This is a genomic window from Gordonia sp. YC-XJ4, assembly GCF_059511865.1.
The window spans coordinates 3926317-3948449 of the sequence record NZ_CM183447.1; the positions used below are offsets into that span (position 1 = coordinate 3926317).

20 protein-coding genes are annotated in these 22133 nt (G+C 66.5%); 9 read left to right on the forward strand and 11 right to left on the reverse strand.

What is annotated here, in order from left to right; all coding sequences use genetic code 11:
- Positions 1-24: 24 nt before the first annotated feature.
- The 4 genes from AC5ZH6_RS17600 (at position 25) to AC5ZH6_RS17615 (ending at position 5241) form a co-directional block, all read left to right on the forward strand.
- Positions 25-978, forward strand: coding sequence for a hypothetical protein (locus AC5ZH6_RS17600; protein ID WP_370530221.1), 954 nt, complete (start codon positions 25-27; stop codon positions 976-978).
- Positions 975-2375 (forward strand): adenylosuccinate synthetase, encoded by a 1401-nt coding sequence (locus tag AC5ZH6_RS17605; RefSeq protein WP_265076721.1) that lies wholly within the window; start codon positions 975-977, stop codon positions 2373-2375. Before AC5ZH6_RS17600 ends, AC5ZH6_RS17605 begins: the two co-directional genes overlap by 4 nt.
- The gene (locus tag AC5ZH6_RS17610) at positions 2348-3004 is read left to right on the forward strand and encodes an NUDIX hydrolase (protein WP_265076722.1); all 657 of its coding nucleotides are present in this window, start codon (positions 2348-2350) and stop codon (positions 3002-3004) included. The genes AC5ZH6_RS17605 and AC5ZH6_RS17610 overlap by 28 nt, the downstream gene beginning before the upstream one ends.
- Positions 3005-3657: 653 nt before the next feature.
- Entirely contained in the window at positions 3658-5241 is a 1584-nt protein-coding gene (locus AC5ZH6_RS17615; RefSeq protein ID WP_265076723.1) for an HNH endonuclease signature motif containing protein, read from the forward strand.
- Positions 5242-5407: 166 nt separating this feature from the next.
- On the opposite strand, the gene AC5ZH6_RS17620 is transcribed toward AC5ZH6_RS17615, so the two are convergent.
- Positions 5408-5944 carry a methylated-DNA--[protein]-cysteine S-methyltransferase gene (locus AC5ZH6_RS17620; RefSeq protein WP_265076724.1) on the reverse strand — a complete coding sequence of 179 codons (537 nt, stop codon included), beginning with the start codon at positions 5942-5944 and terminating at the stop codon, positions 5408-5410.
- 186 nt (positions 5945-6130) lie between these two features.
- Between AC5ZH6_RS17620 and AC5ZH6_RS17625 the strand changes: the two genes are divergently transcribed.
- Positions 6131-6781 carry an aldose epimerase family protein gene (locus AC5ZH6_RS17625; RefSeq protein ID WP_265076725.1) on the forward strand — a complete coding sequence of 217 codons (651 nt, stop codon included), beginning with the start codon at positions 6131-6133 and terminating at the stop codon, positions 6779-6781.
- A 4-nt stretch (positions 6782-6785) separates the two neighbouring features.
- Here the strand turns inward: AC5ZH6_RS17625 and galK are convergent, their stop codons facing one another.
- Genes galK through AC5ZH6_RS17640 form a run of 3 tightly spaced genes read right to left on the reverse strand, consistent with a single transcriptional unit; the run spans position 6786 to position 9810 of the window.
- Positions 6786-7874, reverse strand: coding sequence for a galactokinase (gene galK / locus AC5ZH6_RS17630; protein ID WP_265076726.1), 1089 nt, complete (start codon positions 7872-7874; stop codon positions 6786-6788).
- Positions 7871-9019 carry a galactose-1-phosphate uridylyltransferase gene (galT, locus tag AC5ZH6_RS17635; RefSeq protein WP_265076727.1) on the reverse strand — a complete coding sequence of 383 codons (1149 nt, stop codon included), beginning with the start codon at positions 9017-9019 and terminating at the stop codon, positions 7871-7873. The genes galK and galT overlap by 4 nt, the downstream gene beginning before the upstream one ends.
- On the reverse strand, positions 9016-9810 hold the full coding sequence (locus AC5ZH6_RS17640; RefSeq protein ID WP_014360719.1) for a DeoR/GlpR family DNA-binding transcription regulator: 795 nt from the start codon (positions 9808-9810) through the stop codon (positions 9016-9018). The genes galT and AC5ZH6_RS17640 overlap by 4 nt, the downstream gene beginning before the upstream one ends.
- Before the next feature lie 123 nt (positions 9811-9933).
- Between AC5ZH6_RS17640 and AC5ZH6_RS17645 the strand changes: the two genes are divergently transcribed.
- The 3 genes from AC5ZH6_RS17645 (at position 9934) to AC5ZH6_RS17655 (ending at position 12937) form a co-directional block, all read left to right on the forward strand.
- A complete protein-coding gene (locus tag AC5ZH6_RS17645) occupies positions 9934-11637 on the forward strand; it encodes a sodium:solute symporter family protein (RefSeq protein WP_043456611.1) in 1704 nt (567 codons plus the stop codon).
- A 13-nt stretch (positions 11638-11650) separates the two neighbouring features.
- Positions 11651-11953 (forward strand): hypothetical protein, encoded by a 303-nt coding sequence (locus AC5ZH6_RS17650; protein ID WP_014360721.1) that lies wholly within the window; start codon positions 11651-11653, stop codon positions 11951-11953.
- Between the two features lie 69 nt (positions 11954-12022).
- Positions 12023-12937 carry an alpha/beta hydrolase gene (locus AC5ZH6_RS17655; protein WP_043456613.1) on the forward strand — a complete coding sequence of 305 codons (915 nt, stop codon included), beginning with the start codon at positions 12023-12025 and terminating at the stop codon, positions 12935-12937.
- Between the two features lie 11 nt (positions 12938-12948).
- Here the strand turns inward: AC5ZH6_RS17655 and AC5ZH6_RS17660 are convergent, their stop codons facing one another.
- Complete coding sequence (locus AC5ZH6_RS17660; protein WP_020170644.1) at positions 12949-14022, reverse strand: PHP domain-containing protein; 1074 nt, start codon at positions 14020-14022, stop codon at positions 12949-12951.
- A gap of 10 nt (positions 14023-14032) precedes the next feature.
- The gene (pgm, locus tag AC5ZH6_RS17665) at positions 14033-15673 is read right to left on the reverse strand and encodes a phosphoglucomutase (alpha-D-glucose-1,6-bisphosphate-dependent) (protein ID WP_020170643.1); all 1641 of its coding nucleotides are present in this window, start codon (positions 15671-15673) and stop codon (positions 14033-14035) included.
- A gap of 98 nt (positions 15674-15771) precedes the next feature.
- On the opposite strand from pgm, the gene AC5ZH6_RS17670 reads away from it, so the two are divergent.
- Complete coding sequence (locus AC5ZH6_RS17670) at positions 15772-16392, forward strand: alpha/beta fold hydrolase (protein ID WP_035734767.1); 621 nt, start codon at positions 15772-15774, stop codon at positions 16390-16392.
- A gap of 9 nt (positions 16393-16401) precedes the next feature.
- Here the strand turns inward: AC5ZH6_RS17670 and AC5ZH6_RS17675 are convergent, their stop codons facing one another.
- From AC5ZH6_RS17675 to AC5ZH6_RS17695, 5 genes are all read right to left on the reverse strand, one after another.
- The gene (locus AC5ZH6_RS17675) at positions 16402-18189 is read right to left on the reverse strand and encodes a long-chain-acyl-CoA synthetase (protein WP_035734765.1); all 1788 of its coding nucleotides are present in this window, start codon (positions 18187-18189) and stop codon (positions 16402-16404) included.
- Positions 18190-18224: 35 nt separating this feature from the next.
- The gene (locus AC5ZH6_RS17680) at positions 18225-18926 is read right to left on the reverse strand and encodes a hypothetical protein (RefSeq protein WP_020170640.1); all 702 of its coding nucleotides are present in this window, start codon (positions 18924-18926) and stop codon (positions 18225-18227) included.
- 92 nt (positions 18927-19018) lie between these two features.
- A complete protein-coding gene (locus tag AC5ZH6_RS17685; protein ID WP_014360727.1) occupies positions 19019-19978 on the reverse strand; it encodes an MlaD family protein in 960 nt (319 codons plus the stop codon).
- Positions 19975-21027: an MlaD family protein gene (locus AC5ZH6_RS17690; RefSeq protein ID WP_026919978.1), complete on the reverse strand. Its 1053-nt coding sequence runs from the start codon at positions 21025-21027 to the stop codon at positions 19975-19977. Before AC5ZH6_RS17690 ends, AC5ZH6_RS17685 begins: the two co-directional genes overlap by 4 nt.
- Positions 21027-22133: an MlaD family protein gene (locus AC5ZH6_RS17695; RefSeq protein WP_035734764.1), complete on the reverse strand. Its 1107-nt coding sequence runs from the start codon at positions 22131-22133 to the stop codon at positions 21027-21029. The genes AC5ZH6_RS17690 and AC5ZH6_RS17695 overlap by 1 nt, the downstream gene beginning before the upstream one ends.

The window sequence follows — 22133 nt, forward strand, 5'->3', positions numbered from 1 at the left end:
TTCACCACCAGAAAGGAATCCATCATGGGACAGGGTTATTGGGACACCAGCGCATTTCGCAACGCCGCGGCCGCCCGCCGGGCAGCCGGCGCCGCCGACTTCGGCTACTCGGTCCGGATGCGTGAGACGCCACGTCACCTGCGCGTCGCGGCGCCCTCACTCAACGCCTACGGCGTCACCACACGCGAGTCACGCGACAGCATCGACCACCCCCGGTCGACCCCGATCGTCGTCCTCTTCGATGTCACGGGCTCGATGGGCCGCGTGCCGATCACCGTCCAGAAACGTCTCGGCGATCTGCTCGGTCTGCTGACCCGCGGCGGCTACGTCGACGATCCCCAGATCATGGTCGGAGCCATCGGCGACGACCAATTCGATGTCGTGCCACTACAAATCGGCCAATTCGAGTCCGACAACCGCATCGACGAACAGCTGCGCGACATCTACCTCGAGGGCGGCGGCGGAGGCGACAAGCGTGAGGGGTACGCACTGGCCGCGTACTTCCTGGCCACTCGGGTCGTCACCGATGCCTGGGATCGGCGCGGCCGCAAGGGCCACGTGTTCTTCATCGGCGACGAGATGAACAAGGATGTGCTCTACGCGGATTCCGTACGCCGGTTCATCGGCGACGACATCGGTGAGGATCGCGACGTCGCCGACGTCTATCGAGAATTGGCTCAGCGCTTCCACATTCACTACATCCTGCCGAATCTGACCAGCTACTACGACGATCCGCAGATCGAGGACCACTGGCGGGCCATCGTCGGCGAGCGATTCCTCAAGCTCGACAATCCCGACGGGGTCGCCGATCTGATCGCGCTGACCATCGGGGTGATGGAGAACGCCATCACCGTCGATGAGGGCATGGCCGATCTGCGTGATGCCGGTGCTGCCGCGGCACCCGCGGTCGGGAAGGCATTGGCGCAGGTGACTCCCCGTCCGATCACCGGGACCGGCACGTTGCCGGCGGACCTGTGAGAACCACGACGGCGTCGACCACGGCCGCGCCCGGTGCAGAGATCCTGCCCGGGCGCGCGCCCGGCGCTCCCGTCATCGTCGTCGGTCTCGGGTACGGCGACGAGGCCAAGGGAGCGACCGTGGACTTCTTGGCGTCGATGATCCCCGATACCACTGCGGTGGTGCGGTTTTCCGGGGGCGCACAGGCCGCCCACAACGTGTGCCACGGCAGCCGGCACCACACCTTCCGGCAATTCGGGTCGGCGAGTTTCCTCGACGTGCGTACCCTGCTCACCGCCCCGATGATGGTCAATCCCCTGCGGTTGGCGCAGGAGGCCGCGGAACTGGCCGACGCCGGTATCCGCAACCCGTTCGGATTGCTCACCGCCGACACCCGCTGCCAGGTCACCACACCGCTGCACATCGCCATGAATCGCGCCCGAGAAGCGCTGCGTGGCAACGCCCGTCATGGCTCCACCGGTGAGGGTATCGGCGAGACCACCGCCTACGCAATGGCAGTGGAGTCCGGTGCCCGGCGGGGGCAGCGGGTCGGCAACTTCGTGATGCATGCCGACGCTCCGGATGCAGCTGTGCCCACTCTCGGCCTGCTGCGTGATCGCCGAGCAACGATCCGCGCCCTCGACGCGCTGGCGGCCTACGCACGGCCGCTGTTGGCGGCCGCATCCGAATCCGAGGCGCCCGTCGACTCGGTCACCGACATCGCCGACACGCTGTGTGAGATCGCCGATTCGATTCGCGTCGTCGACGACATGCCCGCCTACCTGAGCGCGACGATCGATGCCGGTACCACCATTTTCGAGGGATCGCAGGGAGCGCTCCTCGACGAATGGCACGGCTTTCACCCGCACACCACGTGGTCCACGGTCGTGCCCGGGCCGCTCGTGCAGTGGCTGCGAAACACCGGCCACCGTCCGTACGTTCTGGGTACGACGCGGTGTTACGCAACACGTCACGGGTACGGTCCGATGCCCACCGAGAGCGACGATGTCGTGTTACCCGACGTCCACAACCGTGAGGGTCGCTACCAGGGTGCCTGGCGGACAGGGCATCTCGACCTTCCCGCGCTCCGCTATGCCGCGGCTGTGGCGGGTGTGCTCGACGGTGTCGCGGTCTCGCACCTCGACATCCTCGGCACCGCAGGTCTTTGCGTCGCGGACACCTGGGACGGTGATCCGACCCCGCTGTCACCCACGCGCGCGGGCGACCTCACCGCACTCGCGCGGCTGACCGAGATCGCCGCGCACGCCACGCCGGATCTACGACAGCTTCCGGCTGATGCCGATGGGGTGGCACAGTTGATCTCGCAGGCGACGGGGGCGCCCGTCGTGATCCGCGCGACCGGGCCTGCACGGACCGACAGGAGTATCACGTGGCCCAGCCCGAGCCCGGCATCCTGAGTGTCGTCAGCGTCGACGTGGTGGCGCTGACCTACGACGCCGAGGCGCGCGCGGTGCTCGTCGCCACCCATCGCCGTACGACCGAACCGCATCTCGGCGAGCGAGCCCTCCCCGGCGTCGTCGTGCGCAGCGGTGAGCGCCTCACCGATGCCGCCTCACGAGCTCTGACGAAACTCGGCGTCAACGAGCCGCCGTCGGCGATCGGCCAACTAAAGACCTTCGACGAGCCAAGTCGAGATCCACGCGGACCGTCACTGTCGGTGGCCATGTGGGCGACCTTCTGGGACTCGCCAGACATCCGGACGGAACAGGCCGTGTGGACACCGATCGACCGCGACCACCCACCGGCGTTCGATCACGCCGAGATCATCACCGCCACCCGGTCCATCCTTGCCGAGAAACTCTGGCGTGACCTCGGTTTCACGCGCGGCCTCACCGGCCCGCAGTTCACCGCCACCGACGCCGTCACGATCACCCGGTCACTCACCGGCGCAGAGGTGCACCGCGCCAACCTCAATCGCGACCTCGCCCGGATCACCACGCTCACCGAAGCAGGCGTCGCGCCCGCCGCCGGCGGTCGTCCACCCAAGATCTGGCGGTGGTCCCCGATCCCGACCGACTCCCCCTGATCGATGGTCGAGCGCCTCCATCCCCCGATTGTCGAGCGCCTCCATCCCTCCGATGGTCGAGGTGCGAGCCGCGTGCGGCGAGCCTCGAGACCGCTTGCACCGGTGCTGGTTCGGCTCGGCGGGTGATGCGAACAATGATCGGTGACAAGGAAACGCCCGGAGTAGAACGACGGCGCATTTCCTGACCGACGCTCGCCCCTCCCCCGATGGTCGAGGTGCGAGCCGCGTGCGGCGAGCCTCGAGACCGCTTGCACCGGTGCTGGTTCGGCTCGGCGGATGATGCGAACAATGATCGGTGACAGAGGTCTCGAGGCCTCGTCGCTGGCGCTCCTCGACACCTCGACCACCGGATGGAAACGCCCGGAGCATCAATCGGTTCTTTGGATCGATGGTCGAGGGCTTCCGCCATCCGACGCTTACCCCTTCCCCGATGGTCGAGGTGCGAGCCGCGTGCGGCGAGCCTCGAGACCCGGCGAGATGGCAAGTATCGCAACCATATCCACTATCCGCTCGACGTAATCGAGCGCCCAGTCGATGAGTGAGAAAGTTGTCCACAGATTTCTCCAGCCTGGCGATCATCGGACCGGTTTTGTCGGTACCCCTTCGTACACTAGTTCTCATCAAGTCCGATCGCGGGAGGGGAGGTTGTTCGGATGTCGACCACATTGACGTTCACCGACCCGGAAGCCGACGCCGCCGCGATCACATCGATGTCGCGCGACGAACTCACCGAGACCGGCCCCGAGTTGTTGCGCCAGTCCCGCAAACATGAAGCGCGCGCGGTCCTGGCAGCTGCCGCGCTGGCCGATCGGGTGTATCGCGAACGTTTGGCAGGACAGTCCGAGGTCGAGGTATGGGGCTCGGTGATCGAGCACGCCGACAAACTCGCACGCGCCGAAGTGTCTCTGCAATTCAAGATCTCCCGAAGCAAAGCCGGCAGTTGGATAGCGCTGGCGGACCTCCTCAAAGAACTCCCGCTGATCCGCGCTGCGTATTTGAACGGTGAACTGTCCACCAACCGGGCGTCGATCATGGCGCGCGCCGCCCAACGCGGCGCGGACAGCGACACCGACAGCGACACCGACAGCGTCGATACCGGTGACGAGTCGGAGATGTCGTTCGAAGAGATCGTCCTGGACTACGGGTCCCGCGCCACCACCGACCCAGTGCTGTCGCAACAACTCGACGCCGCACTGATTTCGATGAACCCCGACAGTGTCATCGAGGACCGCGACACCATCACCGACCTGGTGGGACACGTGACCATCACCCCTGATGTTGCGGGGCACTCCTCTCTGGACGCGGTCGTGCCTGCGCATTATGGGGTGTTTCTCACCACGCAGATCAACGCGCTGATCGATGAACGGACCTGCCGTAAGGACCCGCGTCGTCTCGGGCCGAGGCGGGTGATCGCCCTCGGGGAGATCACAGGCGTCCCGGGGGCCCACCTCGACTGCGAATGCGGACAAGATGATTGCCCAAAACGAGGTGGCGGCACCGACAGCAACGGGTCGGCCGAAACTCCCGCTGACGCCGAGGACGCGGCAGCATGGGACGACCTGCTGCCCGAACCCGCCGATGCCGACGCTCCCGACGTCGAGTTGGTGGAGCCGGTCGTCGAACCCGAGATCCCCGACCCCCTGGACGAGCCGATCCCGGATGAGGTGCCCGTGGCGTTCGGGCGGGCCTTGGTGGTGCCCGGCGCACCTGTGTTGACGGTGTTGAAGGACCCGGACGGGATTCTCGTGCCCCGGTTGCAGGGATACGGGCCCATCGACCGCGACTACGCCACCACCCTCGCCGACGTGGCGAAGACCATCCACTACCCCGAATCCGTACGCACGGCTGGACCGTTGATCCCGCAGATCTCCGACCGGCCCCAAGCCCCACCGGCCGACCCGACCGGACACGGTGGTCACACCGTGCCACCCCCTGGGGCATTGACCTATGCACCCAGCGCCACACTGCGCGCTGAGGTGCTGGCCAACGACGCATGGTGCCGATACCCGTACTGCGGGATGCCGTCACACCTGTGCGACCTCGATCATTGGCGACCGTTCAACCACACCGACCCCGAGGCCGGAGGCTGGACGGTGCTCGGTGACCTGATCCCACTGTGCCGGGCCGATCACCAACGCAAACACCTCGCCGAGTGGGTGCCGACGCTCTACACCGATCGGCGGGTGGAGTGGCGAAGCCGACGGACGGGGCAGGTGATTGTCACGTATCCGCGGTGACGGGGTCTCGTTGTGGGATGGAACCAGCTGTAGCTCAACAGGTCTCGAGACTCCTCGCTAGCGCTCGTCACACCTCGACCACCAGAAAAAGGGCACCGCGACCACCAGGAAAAGGTGCACCTCAACCACCAAGAAAGGGCACCTCGACCATCGGGGGAGGGCGACCTCAGAACAGCCGACCGGCGTCCTCGGCGGACGGTTCCTCCAGACTCAGCAGGATGCGCTTGCGCTCGAGCCCACCACCGAATCCGGTAAGCGAACCGTCGGCGCCGATCACCCGATGGCATGGAATGATGATCGCGATCGGATTCCGGCCCACCGCCTGGCCTACCTGCTGCGCCAGCGACCGGTCGCCGAGCTGCGTCGCGATGGCACCGTAGCTGGTGGTCGTGCCGTACGGGATGTCGAGCAGGAGTCGCCATATCGATTCTGCCAGCGCTCCCCCGCGCGGTAGAAGCGGCAGATCGAAGTCCTGCCGGAGTCCGGCGAAGTACTCGTCGAGCTGAGCGACCGCCGGGCTCAGTACCGGGTCGTCGTCACCGGCCAGCGATCCCCACTCCGACTCAGGGATACGGTGATTGGCGAAATGCAGCCCGATCAGCCACTCCCCCTCTGCAAGCAGGAGAACATCATCGACCGGCGTCGGCACCGACCGATATCGACGGGATACATCGCTGGTCTCGTGTGTCGTGCTCACGCCCACTCCCTCTCGCGTGTGCCACCGAGGCTACCCCTCGGCGCGATACGGTGGACCCATGGCACCCGGCGATCTCGTCCTACGGTCCGGTGAGGCAACAGTTGGCGTCAGCCCGGCGTCGGGATCGATGACCTCGCTCCGCATCAAAGGAACCGATACCTCTATCAGGGACCGGGTTTCGGATGCTTTCCGATGGCCCCGTGGTGCGGACGGCTGCGCGATGGACTCCTCGACTTCGATGGAGAGCATCATCGATTCCCCCGCAACGATCCTCCACATGCCCTGCACGGTACGGTCCGCGACCATCGCTGGGAGGTGCTCGACCACAGCACCACACGGGCGAGCCTGGGCGTGCGCCTCGAACCGTCATGGCCGTTTCCGGGCAGCGTCACCCACCAGATCACCCTGACCATCGACAGACTTCGGCTGCAGATGCGAATTCACGCCGATGACAGACCTTTTCCCGCACAGGCCGGATGGCATCCATGGTTTCGTCGACATCTCGACGTCGAGTCGGCTGGCTCGTTGGAGCTGCGGTTCGCCCCCGCATGGCAGGAGGAGCGCGGCTCCGATCACCTGCCGACCGGCCGACAGATCGCACCGCAGGAACCACCGTGGGACGACTGCTTCGCCATGCCCGATGGGGTGGACGTGGTCTGTGAATGGCCGGGGCACTCAAGGATTCACGTTCGTAGCGACGCCCGATGGGTGGTGGTGTACGACATGCGCGAATACGCGGTCTGTGTGGAGCCGCAGTCAGGACCACCCGACGGACTGAACACAGCTCCCCGGGTGGTGACACCGGGTCACGACCTCGTGGTCAGCACCACCTGGTCATGGTGACGTCTCAGCACAGATGCGCCCCACGCCCCGGCCGGACCGCACGGATCGTCGGCGCCGGATAGCCGGCGTCCGCGACGGTCTCCCCCAGTTCGTCGGTGATCCGATGCGCGACTTCATCGCTGCACAACGCGATCACCGACCCGCCGAAGCCACCACCGGTCATTCGTGCCCCGAGCGCACCGAGTTCACACGCACGCTCGGCAATGAGATCGATGTGCTCGGTGGTGATCTCGAAATCATCGCGCATCGATGCGTGGGACAGGCACATCAAACGCCCGAGAGTTGCGAGGTCGCCATGACGCAGAGCCTCCGCCGCGTCGAGAACCCGCGTGTTCTCGGTGAGGATGTGACGGGCTCGAGAACGTTCCGGCTCATCACGGAGCCTCCTCCAGGCTTCCGGATCGACCTCGCGCAGACTGGACACGCCGAGTTCTCCGGCGGCATTCTCACACGAGAGTCGTCGTTTCGCGTATTCGCCGGCCACATTCTGGTGTGGCGCATGGGAGTCGATCACCAGCAGTCGATGTGCGTCGCCGAGATACATCGGCACCTCGGTGACCTCCAACGACGAGAAGTCCACCAGCAGAGCCGTATCCGCCCGACCATACAAACTCGACAACTGGTCGAGCAGCCCGGTCGGCGCTCCCACGTAGTCGTTCTCCGCGCGCTGCGCGATCCGGGCGACCTCGAGCGGCGGTAGGGGTCGCTCTGCTGTCAGTGCCAGCAGCACTGCACATTCCAGTGCTGCCGACGACGACAAACCTGACCCCATCGGCACCGTTGAGGTGATCGACATCCGCCCACCCCGCACGACGTGCCCGGACTGCTGCAGCGCCCACACACATCCGGCGACGTACGCGCCCCAGCCGTCGAGGTCGCCGGGCGCCGTGTCCACCGCGACGGTGAGGTCCTGCGACTCGGCTTCGGACGTGACCGCCAGGACGTCTCCATCGTCGGCGGTGAACGTCACCGACGTTCCCGAGCGCAGCGCGATCGGGAGCGCATATCCGAGGTTGTAGTCGGTGTGTTCACCGATCAGATTGACCCGGCCAGGCGCGTACGCCCGTACCGTGGTGGCGATCTCGGGTGTCATCGCATCACCTCTCGCAGGTCGGCGGCAATGTCCTCGGGGGTCTTGTCGGTGACGAAGGCGCCACGGCCGGACTCCGATCCCGCCAGATACTTGAGTTTGTCCCGACTTCTCCGGACCGAGAACAGTTCTGCATGCAGGTAGCCCTCCGCGGCGGAGTGCCGATACTGATGCCATGACGCGATGTAGGGCAACGGATCACCGTAAAGGCCGTCGTACGCGCGCAATACGGCCAGGTACACCGCGGCGATATCGTCGGCCTCGGCGTCGGTCAGCTCGGCCAGCGAGCGCACATGACGTAACGGGTAGATGTGGACCTCTGCGGGCCAGCGCGCCGCGAACGGCACGAATGCCACGGTGTGCTCGGTGCGCCGCAATATCCTTGCTCCGCTGCCGATCTCGGCGTCGATGATCGACTCGAACAGATCACGGCCGGTCGCGTCCCGATGACATCGCGCAGCGCGGTTCAACGACGCCGTCCGCGGGGTGATGAACGGATAGGCATAGATCTGGCCGTGCGGATGCGACAACGTCACCCCGATCTCCTCGCCACGGTTCTCGAAGCAGAACACTTCCTCGATCCCGTCGCGCGACAACAGGTCGGTGGTGCGCTGCGACCACGCGTCGATGACGAGCCGAGCGCGGTCGACGCTCAACGTCGCGAATGAGCCCTCGTGGTCACTGGTGAAGCAGACGACCTCGCAGCGACCGTATCCGGGAGCGGCCACGAACGGGTCATCGTGGCCGTCGGGCAGCCGGAATCCACTGCCCGCCCGCGCCGTCGACAACGACGGGAAACGATTCTCGAAGACCACCACCTCGTAGTCGTCGGCGGGGATCTCGCTGGATCGGCCCGTCGGGTCGGGGCACAGCGGACACATCTGTCGCGGTGGCTTGTAGGTACGTTCCTGGCGGGCCGGGGCGATCATCACCCACTCACCGGTGCGGGGGTCGCGACGAATCTCATTCGGCGGGTCCGTGGGCCGGGGCGGCAGATCGCGGTGATCGGTACCGGGTCGCGAGGCGGACTCCGTGGAGAAGAACAAGATCTCGCGGCCATCGGCGAGCGCACCCCGTACCGGCTCGTTCAGCGACCGACCCGACGAATGCGGTTGCCGCCCACTCTGGTTGCCGTCGACGCCGCTCACCCGTCACTCCCGTCGGCAATGGTGAGGGTGACGACGTCGGCCAGCCGGCGACGATCGGCCGCCGACAACCCGGCATCGGTGATCAGTCGGTCGATGCGGTCGAACTCGGCAAAGAGGTGCGCACCGATCTCCCCGTACTTGGTGTGGTCGGCGAGCACCACCACCGATCGCGCGGTGCCGAGGAGCTTCCGGTTGGTTTCCGCCTCACCGAGATTCGGCGTCGTCAGGCCGGCGTCGGGGTCGATCCCATGGGTCCCGACGAAGGCGAGATCGGTGCGATAGCGTTCAAGCGCCGCGTTGGCCAGCGGTCCGACCAGCGCGTCGGAGGGTGTCCGTTGCCCGCCGGTCAACTGCACGGCCGACGCATCAACCGTGTCGTCGGCGGGGTCGGTCAGCACCTCGAAGATGGTGACCGAGTTGGTGATCACGTCCACCGCCCGCCCCCGAAGTGCGCGTGCCAGTTCCAATGTGGTGGTCCCCGCACCGATGGCCACGGTCATCCCGTCCTCGACGAGGTCCAGCGCCGCGCGCGCGATCACCCGCTTGGCACCCGGTTCGCGAGCCGCCTTGAGAGATGACGGCGGCTCCACACCGCGGGCCTCGGTCGTGGCGGTCGAGCGCACCGCACCGCCATGCACCTTGCTCAACTCACCCGTGGTCTCCAGATACTCCAGGTCCCGTCGGATCGTCATCTCCGAGACCTCGAGCTCGTTCGCCAGGTCGGAGACCCGCACAGCGCCCCGATCGACGACCGCGGTGAGGACGTGGGCACGCCGTTCCGCTGCAAGCATGTCGCCGATCGTAGCAAGTTCGCACTTAAACGAACCAAATTTCACAACTTCGCACGATCTTCTGTTGTTTCCTGTTAGCTTCTGATGGACATTGATCGGTTGAAGTGCAACAAGGGAGTTGCCATGAATCTGGCATCCGGCGAAGTACTGCGGTTGAACACCGGCGTACTCGACTACGTCCTCGTCGCCATCTATTTCGTCTTCGTCCTGGGAATCGGCTACATCGCCCGCAGCCAGGTCGCCACCAGTCTCGACTTCTTCCTGTCGGGACGACGCCTGCCGGCATGGGTCACCGGTATTGCCTTCGTGTCGGCCAATCTGGGCGCCGTCGAGATCATGGGCATGTCGGCCAACGGGGCCCAGATCGGCCTGGCCACGATGCACTACTACTGGATCGGCGCGGTCCCGGCAATGGTGTTCCTCGGCCTGGTGATGATGCCGTTCTACTACGGCTCCAAGGTGCGTAGCGTGCCCGAGTTCATGCGACGCCGCTTCGGCACCGGCGCGCATCTGGTGAATGCCCTCAGCTTCGCGGTGGCGCAGGTTCTCATCGCGGGGGTCAACCTGTTCCTGCTCGCCACGGTGATCAACGCGGTCCTCGGCTGGCCGCACTGGGTGTCGTTGATCGTCGCCGCCGCGGTGGTGTTGACCTACACCGCACTCGGCGGGCTGTCCGCAGCGATCTACAACGAGGTGCTGCAATTCTTCGTCATCCTCGCCGCACTCGTGCCACTGACCGTCATCGGTCTGATCAAGGTGGGCGGGTGGAGTGGACTGCGCGACAAGGTGATCGACACCCACTCCGACTCCGGCGCGGTGACCGCGACGGTGCACGAGCAGCTCACGTCGTGGCCCGGGCAGGCGCTCAGCGGCTTCAACTCGCCGGTGTGGTCGGTCGTCGGCATCGTGTTCGGCCTGGGCTTCGTGCTCTCGTTCGGGTACTGGACCACCAACTTCGTCGAGGTGCAGCGGGCGATGGCGTCGGACTCGATGTCGGCGGCTCGGCGCGCTCCGATCATCGGCGCGATCCCGAAGATGTTCATCCCGTTCGTGGTGGTGATTCCCGGAATGATCTGTGCCGCAGTGGTCGGCGACATGATCCACCTCAAGAACACCGGTACCGGCAACGGCATCACCTACAACGACGCCATGCTGCTGATGATGCGTGACATCTTGCCCAACGGCCTGCTCGGCGTCGCGGTGGCCGGTCTGATCGCGTCGTTCATGGCCGGCATGGCGGCCAACGTGTCGGCGTTCAACACCGTGTTCAGCTACGACATCTGGCAGCAGTACGTGGTGAAGGATCGCGAGGACTCGTACTACATCACGGTGGGCCGCGTCGCGACCGTGGCGGCGGTGCTGCTGGCGATCGGTACCGCGACGATCGCGGCCGGCTACTCGAACCTGATGGACTACCTGCAAACGCTTTTCGGCTTCTTCAATGCACCGCTCTTCGCGACGTTCATCCTCGGTATGTTCTGGAAACGGATGACGCCGACCGCCGGCTGGGTGGGATTGGTACTCGGAACCGCCTCTGCCGTCGTCGTTTTCGTGTTGCAAGAGACCGGGGTCATCGACCTACCCGGTCAGGGCATGCCGTTCGTCGCCGCATCGATGGCATTCATCGTCGACATCGTGGCATCGGTGGCGGTCTCGCTGGTCACCCGTCCCAAGCCGGCCTCCGAACTGACCGGCTTCGTCTACTCGCTGACCGACAAGGCCACACTCGCCGGCGACGACTCGCGGACCGCCTGGATTGCGCGGCCCGTGCCGCTCGCCTCGATCGTGGTGATCCTCGTGATCATCCTCAACATCGTCTTCCACTGATCGGAGTACGCACATGAACGACCAACCAACCTCGACGCCGACAACCGCTTCGACCTCACGACAACGTCTGCTGGTGCGTCTGTTCGACATTCGCAACATCGTCGGCGCATTGCTGGGGATCTACGGGATCCTGCTGCTGATCGCCGGGCTGATCCCGGCGTCGGGGACGGCAGGCGCCGGGGACCGCGCCGAGTCCGCGTCCCACGACGTCGTCGACCTGTCGGTCGGTAGCAGCGCCAACCTGTGGGTCGGTGTCATCCTGCTCGTGGTCGCGGCGTTGTTCTGCGGTTGGGCCACCTGGCGGCCCAGGCCCTGATCGCCGGTAGCCCTGATTGCCGGTGGCCCCGAACGCTATGGTGGGTGCCGTGACGATGGCGGAACCGTGGTGAAGCTGGGCCTGGCCGATCTGCGGCAACCGGTGTCGGCGGCGGACCTCGCCGACACCCGCGCGTTCTATGCCATCCGGGTCGGCGGTGTCGGACCGCGCTCGGCGACCGAGCTCGCCGCCGTCAGGGCCGCGCGGGCCGTCGATCCACAGGCGCCGACCCGGGCTCGCTCCGAGATCATCGAGGTCGACGGACACCGAATCCCGATCCGCATTCTCCTGCCCGATTCCGGGCACCCCACGGGCATTCACCTCCACCTGCACGGTGGCGGGTTCTACATGGATTCCGCCGCCCGGCACGACGCGCAGAACGCACGCCGCGCCGACGCCCTCGATGCGGTGGTGATCGGCGTCGACTACCGCCTCGCCCCCGAGTCGCCGTGGCCGGCCGCCCCCGACGACTGTGCGGCGGTGGCATCGTGGCTGATCGCGACGGGCACCGAACGATTCGGCACCACCGCCCTGACCCTCGGTGGCATGTCGGCCGGCGCCACGTTGGCGATGACGACACTTCTCCGCCTGCGCGATGCCGGCGTGGTTTCCGAGGTCGACGGCGTGGTCCTCGAGGCCGGAAGCTACGACCTCAGTGCCCACACCCCCTCCGGTGCAACAATTGCCGACGAGTACTTCATCGAGGCGTACGTCGGTCATGTCACCGACCGCACCGTCGCCGACATCTCACCGATCTTCGGCGATCTACGGGGCCTGCCGCCGGTGCTCGTCGTCATCGGGGAGGAGGATGTGGTGCTGGCCGACAACCTCGCCATGCTCGCCCGGCTCACCGCCGCGGGAAACGACGTCGATCTACGGCTGTATCCGGCTGCACCGCATGGTTTCACGATGCATGACACACCCATCGGCCGGCAGGCAGTCGATGATGTCGACACGTGGCTGCGCGCACGGCTCGCCCGCTGACGCACCCACGCTCACCGATGACCGGCCCACGCCAGCAACCGGTCCACCGGCCAGGTGGTGATGATGCGATCCGGGTCGATGCCGTGCTCGTGGGCACGCTGCGCTCCGAGCACCGTGAATTCGAGCTGCCCCGGTGCGTGCGCATCGGAGTCGATCGCGAACAGGCAGCCCGCCTCGATCGCCATGGTCACGAGTTCGTCGGGCGGGTCGACACGTTCGGGGCGGGAATTGATCTCGACCGCGGTCTGATGGGTTGCGCACGCCTCGAACACTTCTCGGGCGTCGAAACTCGACGGCGGCCGGTGTCCGCGGCCGGTGAGTACGCGCCGTCCGGTGCAATGTCCCAGCACGTCGACCCGCGGGTCGGTCGCAGCTGCCACCAATCGCCGCGTCATGGCGTCGTGCTCCATCCGCAGGGCCGAATGCACCGAGGCGGTGACGATGTCGAGCCGGTCGAGGAGCGCATCGGTCTGATCGAGTGCACCGTCGTCGAGGATGTCGACCTCGATTCCCGCCAGCAATCGAACCTGCGTCTCGGGTAGCCGCCTCCCGGTGATGTTCGCCCCGCGGTTGTAGGCCTCGATCTGCTCGATCTGATCGGCGAGCCGTTCTGCACTGAGACCGTGTGCCACGGTCAACCTCGGCGAATGGTCGGTGACCGTGAGCCACTCGAGTCCGAATGCGGTTGCCGCCGCTGCCATCTCCGTCAGCGGGGCACCGCCGTCGCTGGCGTCGGTATGGCTGTGGCAGTCCCCGCGTGCCGCGGCGACGAGATCGGCGGCGGCGCCGGGTGGATACGGCGACTCCGTCGACTGCAGACGCGCCAGATACTCCGGCAGATCTCCGTCGAGGGCCTCGGCGATGACCGTGGCGGTGGTCTTGCCGATACCCGTGATCGACGTCAGAGTGCCTTCCCGCGAACGACTCTCGAGATCATCTGGGTCGAGTCGGGCCGCGGCCCGGGCCGCCTTGCGGAACGCCTCCACCCGATAGGTGCTCTCCCGCTGCCGCTCGAGCAACCACGCGATCCGCTGCAACGCGACGATCGGCTCGACGGGTGCGCTCAGCGGCTCCAACGTTCTCATCGTGGCACGCTCACGCCAGCGCCGCGTCGACCACCTCTTGTGCCTGCACCTGGACTTGGGCCAAATGCTCGGGCCCCTTGAAGGATTCGGCGTAGATCTTGTAGACGTCCTCGGTGCCCGACGGCCGGGCGGCGAACCATGCATTCTCGGTGGTGACCTTCAGCCCACCGATCGCCGCACCATTGCCGGGTGCCTCGGTCATGATCGCGGTGATCTTCTCCCCGGCCAGTTCGGTCGCGGAGATCTGGTCGGCCGACAACTTCGCCAGGACCGCCTTCTGCTCCCGCGACGCAGGCGCATCGATACGCGCGTAAGCGGATTCGCCGAAGGCGTCGGCGAGTTCACGGTAACGCTGCGAGGGCGTCTTGCCGGTCACCGCAAGGATCTCCGAGGCCAGCAGATCCAGGATGATCCCATCCTTGTCGGTGGTCCAGGGCTTGCCGTCGAAGGTCAGGAACGACGCTCCCGCACTCTCTTCGCCGCCGAAGGCGATCGAGCCGTCGAGGAGTCCGTCGACGAACCACTTGAACCCGACCGGCACCTCGACGAGACGTCGCCCGATGGCGCCGACCACCCGATCGATCAACGACGAGGAGACCAGGGTCTTGCCGACCCCGGCCTGCTCCGACCATCCGGGCCGATGGGTGAACAGGTAGTCGATCACCACGGCCAGATAATGATTCGGGTTCATCAGGCCTGCATCCGGGGTCACGATCCCGTGCCGGTCGGCGTCGGCGTCGTTGCCGGTGGCAATGTCGTAGTGATCGCGTGCACCGATCAGAGAGGCCATGGCATTCGGCGAACTGCAGTCCATCCGGATCTTGCCGTCGGTGTCGAGGGTCATGAACGAGAACGTCGGATCGACGGTCGGATTGACCACGGTGAGCGTGGCGAGGTTGTAGCGGAATCCGATGTCCGCCCAGTATCCGACCGAGGCACCGCCGAGCGGGTCGGCGCCGATGCGGAAGCCCGCGGAGCGGATCGCGGCCATGTCGACCACGTCGGCCAGCCCGTCGCAATACCGCCTCATGAATGGATAGTCGGTGACGAACTCACTCGAACGGGCCTGCTCGAACGGAATCCGCTTGACGCCGACGAGCTTGGCGCGCAGCAATTCGTTGGCGCGCGCGGCCACCCACGAGGTGATCGACGTGTCGGCCGGTCCACCCGATGGCGGGTTGTACTTGAACCCGCCGTCACGCGGCGGGTTGTGCGACGGGGTGACGACGATGCCGTCGGACTCCACACCCGGATTCTCGGCATTGAACTGCAGGATCGCGCGACTCACTGCAGGCGTCGGGGTGAAGGAGTCCCCCTCGGCGGTGAGGGTGGTGACGCCGTTGGCGGCGAGGACCTCGAGTGCGGTGCGCCATGCCGGGACCGACAGTGCGTGCGTGTCGAATCCGATGAACAACGGCCCACCGATCCCCGCGCCGGTGCGGTACTCGACGATCGCCTGGGTCGTCGCGAGGATGTGCGCCTCGTTGAACGAGGAGTCCAGACTCGATCCGCGATGGCCGGACGTGCCGAACACGACCTGCTGCAACGGATCATCGGGGTCGGGAGTGCGGTCGTAGTAGGCCTTTTCCACTGCGGCCACGTCGATGAGGTCTTCGGGCAGTGCCGGGGTACCGGCTCGAGGGTGTGCCATGTGACGAATTCTGCCACCGATCGAGCGGTCCGCAGGGCGATGCGAACCGAACAGTTACTGTGAACCACCCGCACGTCCGCCAGCAAGGAGCACTCTCGATGCCCGTGCGCAGCGCCGATCCTCGGCTCGTCGTCCTCGTCCTGCCCGGCGGGACCGATTCGAGTTACCGTCCGTTCTCACCGTGGCAGGCCTCGGCGCTGCGCATGTATCCGTTCACCTGGTCGATCCGGGCGCGCTTCGGTCGGGCCGTCGACGTCCGCCAGGTGCGCTACCGCGTCTACGGCTGGAACGGCGAACAAGCCTCGCCCATGCCGTACGCGCGGGCCGCGCTGGCCCGTGCGCGTCGTGCACATCCCGACACCCCGGTGGCGCTCATCGGGCACTCGATGGGCGGACGCATCGCGGCGCAATTGGCCGCCGACCCTGCGGTCACCGGAGTGCTCGCGCTGGCCCCGTGGTGGCAGTTCGCCGACTGGCGGATGATCAACGACGACGCCCGGGTGGTCGCCGTCCACGGTGACGCCGACACCATCACCCTGGCCCGCAAGACCGCCAAGGGCATCGCCGAGTTGCGCGACCGTGGCGTCGACGCCACCTATGTGTCGGTGCCCGGTGGGCACCATCCGATGCTCGACCATCTGGGCCTGTGGCAGGGCTCCGCGCTCGCGTTCGTCCGCGAGGAATTGGCGCGCCGATCAGAACGCCTACCCCAGAGCTGACCACGACGGTCAGACGGCAGCGCGGGGTCCGGCGAGTGCGGTGACGAACCCGTCGTAGAACTCGACGTATTCGTCGCCGTCGAGGACGTACACGGGATCGTCGCCGGTGTCGCCGAACGACTCGGTGCGCAACTGTGTCCGCATGTTCTTGAAGGTCGAGGTGTGCTCGAGATGGTCGGTGAGCCGCACGAACAGTGGCACCGCGTATCCGGGCAGTCCGGAGCGGACATGCTCGGCGAAGGCGACCGGGTCGAACGTGGCGCCGGGCGTGAGGCTGATCGCGGCCATACCCGCCTTGCCGTCGACCCCGGGCACCTGCACCCCGAACACCACCGCCTCCTCGACGGCCGGGTGGGCGTCGAGGACGGCCTCGACCTCGGTGGTCGCCACGTTCTCGCCCTTCCACCGGAACGTGTCGCCGATCCGGTCGACGAATCCGATGTGCGAAAACCCTTGGTCGCGTACCACATCGCCACTGTTGAACCACCTGTCGCCGGCTTTGAACGCTCCGGTGACGACCTTCTTCTCCGATGCCGACGGGTCGGTGTAGCCGTCGAACGGGACGCGCCGGTTGATCTCGGCGAGGAGTAGGCCGGTCCCATGCCGGGGCACCTTGACGACTTTGCCGTCGGGTCCTCGCCGCGGTTGCCCGGTGTCCTCGTCGTACTCGACGATGGCATATTTCAGGGGCGACCAGCCGGCCGTCTTGGGGATGCCGAGGACGTTGATGAAGCCGATGTTGGCCTCACTCGCGGCATACAGTTCGACGATGCGGTCGATGCCGAACCGTTCGGTGAACGCATCCCAGATGTCGGGGCGCAAGCCGTTGCCGACCGCCACCCGCAATCGGTGGGCGCGATCGGTGGGCCGCTCCGGTTGCGCGAGCAGGTATCGGCAGAGTTCGCCGATGTAACAGAACGCCGTCGCGTCGTTCTCGATGATCTCGTCGATGAATCCCGACGCGGAGAACTGTCGGCCGATCGCCAGGCACGCACCCGAGGCGAGCACCGACGACACCGAGATCGTCAGTGCGTTGTTGTGGTAGAAGGGCAGCGCGGTGTACATGACGTCGTCGCGGCGCAACCGGATGCCGAGCCCGCCGATGCCCGACATCGCCGCGAGCCACCGATAGTGGCTCATCTTGCTGGCCTTGGGAAATCCCGTCGTTCCGGAGGTGAAGATGTAGAACGCGGTGTCCGACAGCGGGATCGAGTCGGTGACGGCGGGATTGCGCGGGGAGCACCGCGCCGCGCCGCGGTGTAACTCGGCGAAGTCGAGGCGAACCTCGGGCAGCGCCGACTCCGGTACGGACTCGAGCACCTCGGCGAGATCGGGTTGGTAGATCAGGACCTTTGCGCCGATGAGCCCCAGGCTGTGTTCGAGGACCGCGCCGCGCTGGTGAAAGTTGAGCATCCCCGCAATCGCCCCGAGTTTCACGATTGCCAGCATGGTGATCACGACGTCGGGATGGTTACGCGATTCGATGGCCACGACGTCGCCGCGTGAGATCCCCTGCCGACTCAGGAAGTCCGCGATCCGGTTGGCGTGCGCGTTGGCGTCACGGTAGGTGATCGACTGCCCCTCGAAGCGCAGGAAATCGCGATCGGGATAGGCCTCGACGGACTGGACGAAACGCTTCCCGATGGACATCTGCCGACCGGGCGGACGCGGAATCAGCGCCGGCAACGACCGCAGCACTCCCCCGAGGTCCGGGCGCAGAGACGCGAGCCCCGACAGGATGTCTCGCAGGGTGATGTCGGGAAGAAGTCCCGTATCTGCCGAATGCGGAGTTGTCATCACGTCCTTTCCCCGGGCATCCACCTCGATGCCCGTCATTTGCCCGGCAGGGGCGAGATGCCGCCGCTGATGTCGGTGATCTGCCAGTTCTTGCCGTCCACCGTTATCGGGTATAGCGCAGTCGTCTTCACCCCGTCCGGTGATTGGACGTTACTGGTGGTCACGTCGAGGAACACCTGAACGTGGTACGTGCCGTCGTTGTGGGTGGCGATGTCGCTGCCGACGAGCGTGCCGGTGGAGACCCACTGCAGTTGCCCGAGAAGATCACGCAACGCGGGTTCGCTGGTCTGGAACTGCTGTGCCAGCGGCTGGTTGACGTGTGAACGCAACGCCGCGAACCACGGGTCGAAATTGCGGTAGTCGATCCGCGCGGCGGCCACCGCATAGTCGGAGGCGAGTTGTCGTGCGTGCGCCTCGTCGGCCGACTGTGCGCGCAACGCGTCGAGCTCGTCGCCACGCTGGTGCGCTTGCCACCCGAAGACGCCCGTCGCCACCGCCAACGCCAGGATCACCGCGACGATCATCGCCGCCACGAACGGCCGCGAACGCAGCCGGGCCGTCAGCGACACGCGGCGTCCCGGAGGCTGGTCGGCTTCTGCCACCTTCTCGTCTGATTCTGTTGCCCCGTGCGGTGATTCGGTATCGGCCGGTGTTCTGTCGTCCGGTGCTGTGTCAGCCTGCTCCGTGTCGGCCTGCTCCTCGGCAGTGTCCGTATCGGCAACGTCGGTGTCACTCATGTCATCTCGGTTCGTGTCGGTGGGCGGTGGGGATTCTCGGGCTCGTGGCGGCCGATGCGGCTCGGTGGTGGCCGATGGGCTGGGTGGTGCGGTCATGGCGGGTCCGCCACGGTCAGTCGCAGGACGCCGTTCTCGTCGACGATCCGCAATCCCTGCTCGACCAGGGTCGCCAGATTCACCCGACCGGCCGGTGCGACTGCGGTCAGGGTGGGCTGGAGCACCCGCATGATCGCGGCGACGTCGGGCATCGTCTTGTTGAGGTACTCGCCGATCTTCTGGGTGAACGGGATGATCACGTCGTACCAACCGGTGGCGCCCTCGGTGGCCTGCGCGAGTCCGGGCAGCAGGCTCCACAAGGTGGAGAACGGAATGTTCATGTGCGCCAACTTCGGTGCGGTGGCGCGCATCACGGCGCCGATCCGGGCACCGTCGAGGCGCGTCAACAGTTCCTGTGCGTGGTCGAACAGGCCGGAGAACTCGGATCGGTAGGTGCCGATCGTGCGGGCGGTCAGCGAGGAGAATCGGCCGATGGTCGCCAGGTCGGCGTCGCGGCCCTGCCAGCCCTCGGAGATGGTCCGCGCGATCTCCTCGAGGGTGGCCGGATCGAATTGGCTGGTGAGTCCGTGCATGGAGGTCAGCATGTCGGCCACCGAGACGCCCGGGTCGATGCCGTTGCCGATCACGGCACCGTCGGTGAGGTACGGGCCCGATCCGGTGGTCGAGGTGAATTCGACGTACTGCTCGCCGACCATGGACAGATTCGCGATGCTGACCGTCGCGTCGGCCGGCACGTCCGCGCCGGGCCTGATCCGGAGGGTGGCCCGCAGCCCGTCGGGTCCGGTCCGCAGATCGGTCACCGTGCCGACCTGGATGCCGTTATAGAGCACCGACGAATTATTCTGCAGGCCACCGGATTCGGTGAGGTCCAGCGATACGGTGTCGTATCGGGTGAACGGGTGCAGATGCAGGACGCCGACGACGAGGTAGGCGCTGAGCGCGATCGACACCACCACCAGCATCACCAGGCTCCCGATCGTGCGGCGTGCGGTCATCGCATGGCCCCGATCATCCGGAGAACCGCGGCGACGGTCCGGGTGTCGGTCGCCGACCCGCCGGTTCCCCGGCCATCGGGTTCGGTGACGTCGACGACGTCGATCGACGGGTTACCCGCCCAGGCGACGAGTCGGTCGCCGAGCAAGTCATCGAGACGGCGGATGTCGGCGGGTGCCTGTGTGTCGAGCCGTACGGCCGTGGCGACCAATGGGTCGACGACCCCGATGAGGCCCTGAAGAGTCGCATAGCGCGGGATGATCAGGTTGCCGATGGGGACGACGTTGGGCCCCAAGGCATTCAAGACGTTCGACAGTCCGAGGAATGCCGAGACCGCGCCGCTGACCCGTCGCGGCCCGAATTCGAAGGCGAACGCCAATCGGGACCGGTTGACGTCGAGGGTGTGCGAGATCGTCTCGATCGAATCGATCATCGACCGGATGTCGTCGCCCTGACCCGCGCTGCGCGCGATCAGCGCGCGCAGCACCTCGATGCCGACGTCACGTTCGGTGGTGTCGGACGGAAAAGCCTTGTTGGCGTTGGTGATGATGCGTTGCAGGGTGGCGATGGTGCCTCCGTTGGCGAGTGCGGCCACACCTCCGAGAAGATCTTCGACCTGTGGTGACACCGTGGTCCTCGACAGCGGGATCGTCTGGCCGGCGGCGATGGTCGCGGTGGTGGCGCCGGCCGGTGGTGACAGCGCGATGAAGAAGTCGCCGAGGAGGGTCGCCTGCACGAGTTCGGCGGTCGTGCCGGCGGGCAGCCGGACGTCGGCGGAGAGATCGACGGTCGCGACCGCCACCCGGCGACCGTCGTGTTCGGCCAGACCCACCCCGCGCAGTACCCCGATTCGTGAGCCGTTGTAGACCACCTTGCTGCGTGCGGGAAGGTTGAGTACCGAGGCGAATTCGATGTGTAGCGGGTAGCTGTCACCGTCGACGCGGGTACCGGGTAACGGCAGATCGGTCGGCGCAATGCCGCACGCGGCCACGAGAACCGTGAGACTCGCCAGCACTGCCGCCCACGCTGCGCACCATCGGGATCGGATCATCACCGGCCCCCTGCGGACGCGAGTACGAGTTGGACCAGCGCGAGGTCGACGTGTCCGGTGGCTCCGGGCGACGGCCGGCAGGCCTGTGCCATGACCGCGTTGACCGCCGCGCAGACAGCCGAGCTCGACGACGCGGTGACCCGCACCGCCGGCGGAGCCGTCTCGATTCCACCGACTGCCGCGCCACGGGCGAGGATGCGTTGGACTCCTGTCGACACCAGGGGCAACCGCCGCAGCAGGGCGAGGATCTGATCCATCGGGACGCGATCGAGTAACGGCATGAGAGCGTCGAGGACGGCGAACACCGGCGGCGAGTAGGTACGGATGAGACGCAACAGCGACGGGGTCAATTGGGTGGTCTGGACGACGGCCGGATTGAGCACCGAGAACCAGGCATCGAAGGTCTCGGCGAATTCACCGAGTTTGGTCAGTCCGAGTTGCAGATCCGGCCAGCGCTGAACGAAGAAATCGGTCAGCTCCCCCACGTTGGTCAACAGCGAACGCAACTGTTGATCCCGTAGCCCCGGGTCGCCGAGCGCCGCGGCGAGTCCGGCGATCGCAGCATTGAAATCCGCGCCGGTGCCGCGCAAGGTCACATCGACGCGATTCATGCTGTCGCGCACCAGTTCACGGCGCTCGCCGGACTCCGACGCGGCGGCGGTGACCTGGGAGGCGAGCTTGTCGAAGGCGGCGTAGGCGGCACTGACACTGGTCGGGGTGTGCGTGCGCGCCAACGGAATACATCGCCTCATGTCCCACGCGGCGCCGGTGGTCCGACCCGACGGGATCTCCAGGTGCCGGTCGGTGACGATCGAATCCGAGGTGGTCACCGCCGACACGTCGGCCGGAAAGTCGACGGGCGTGTCGAGGGTGAACCGCACGACCACGTGCCCGGCCTGCGGGGACACGGCGGTGACGGAGCCGATCCTTACGCCGCGCATCGTGACGTCGTTGCCTGGGTAGAGGCCGACGGCGTCGGCCATGTCCGCGCACCCCGACACGTGGCCGGCTCGCCGTTCGACGATGACCAGCGTCGCACCGACGATCACCGCGATCGTGAGCACCCCGACGATGATCCGGCGCCATATCTTCGGTGACCGAGACAT

Excerpts from the sequence above, each read along its gene's own strand:
- AC5ZH6_RS17675 (WP_035734765.1), bottom strand. The coding sequence starts at position 18,189 with ATGACAACTCCGCATTCGGCAGATACGGGACTTCTTCCCGACATCACC.
- AC5ZH6_RS17640 (WP_014360719.1), bottom strand. The coding sequence starts at position 9,810 with ATGCTTGCAGCGGAACGGCGTGCCCACGTCCTCACCGCGGTCGTCGAT.
- AC5ZH6_RS17615 (WP_265076723.1), top strand. The coding sequence starts at position 3,658 with ATGTCGACCACATTGACGTTCACCGACCCGGAAGCCGACGCCGCCGCG.
- pgm (WP_020170643.1), bottom strand. The coding sequence starts at position 15,673 with ATGGCACACCCTCGAGCCGGTACCCCGGCACTGCCCGAAGACCTCATC.
- AC5ZH6_RS17645 (WP_043456611.1), top strand. The coding sequence starts at position 9,934 with ATGAATCTGGCATCCGGCGAAGTACTGCGGTTGAACACCGGCGTACTC.
- AC5ZH6_RS17685 (WP_014360727.1), bottom strand. The coding sequence starts at position 19,978 with ATGACCGCACGCCGCACGATCGGGAGCCTGGTGATGCTGGTGGTGGTG.
- AC5ZH6_RS17690 (WP_026919978.1), bottom strand. The coding sequence starts at position 21,027 with ATGATCCGATCCCGATGGTGCGCAGCGTGGGCGGCAGTGCTGGCGAGT.
- AC5ZH6_RS17680 (WP_020170640.1), bottom strand. The coding sequence starts at position 18,926 with ATGAGTGACACCGACGTTGCCGATACGGACACTGCCGAGGAGCAGGCC.
- AC5ZH6_RS17650 (WP_014360721.1), top strand. The coding sequence starts at position 11,651 with ATGAACGACCAACCAACCTCGACGCCGACAACCGCTTCGACCTCACGA.
- AC5ZH6_RS17600 (WP_370530221.1), top strand. The coding sequence starts at position 25 with ATGGGACAGGGTTATTGGGACACCAGCGCATTTCGCAACGCCGCGGCC.
- AC5ZH6_RS17695 (WP_035734764.1), bottom strand. The coding sequence starts at position 22,133 with ATGTCTCGGTCACCGAAGATATGGCGCCGGATCATCGTCGGGGTGCTC.
- galK (WP_265076726.1), bottom strand. The coding sequence starts at position 7,874 with ATGACACCCGAGATCGCCACCACGGTACGGGCGTACGCGCCTGGCCGG.
- AC5ZH6_RS17670 (WP_035734767.1), top strand. The coding sequence starts at position 15,772 with ATGCCCGTGCGCAGCGCCGATCCTCGGCTCGTCGTCCTCGTCCTGCCC.
- AC5ZH6_RS17660 (WP_020170644.1), bottom strand. The coding sequence starts at position 14,022 with ATGAGAACGTTGGAGCCGCTGAGCGCACCCGTCGAGCCGATCGTCGCG.
- AC5ZH6_RS17625 (WP_265076725.1), top strand. The coding sequence starts at position 6,131 with ATGGCCCCGTGGTGCGGACGGCTGCGCGATGGACTCCTCGACTTCGAT.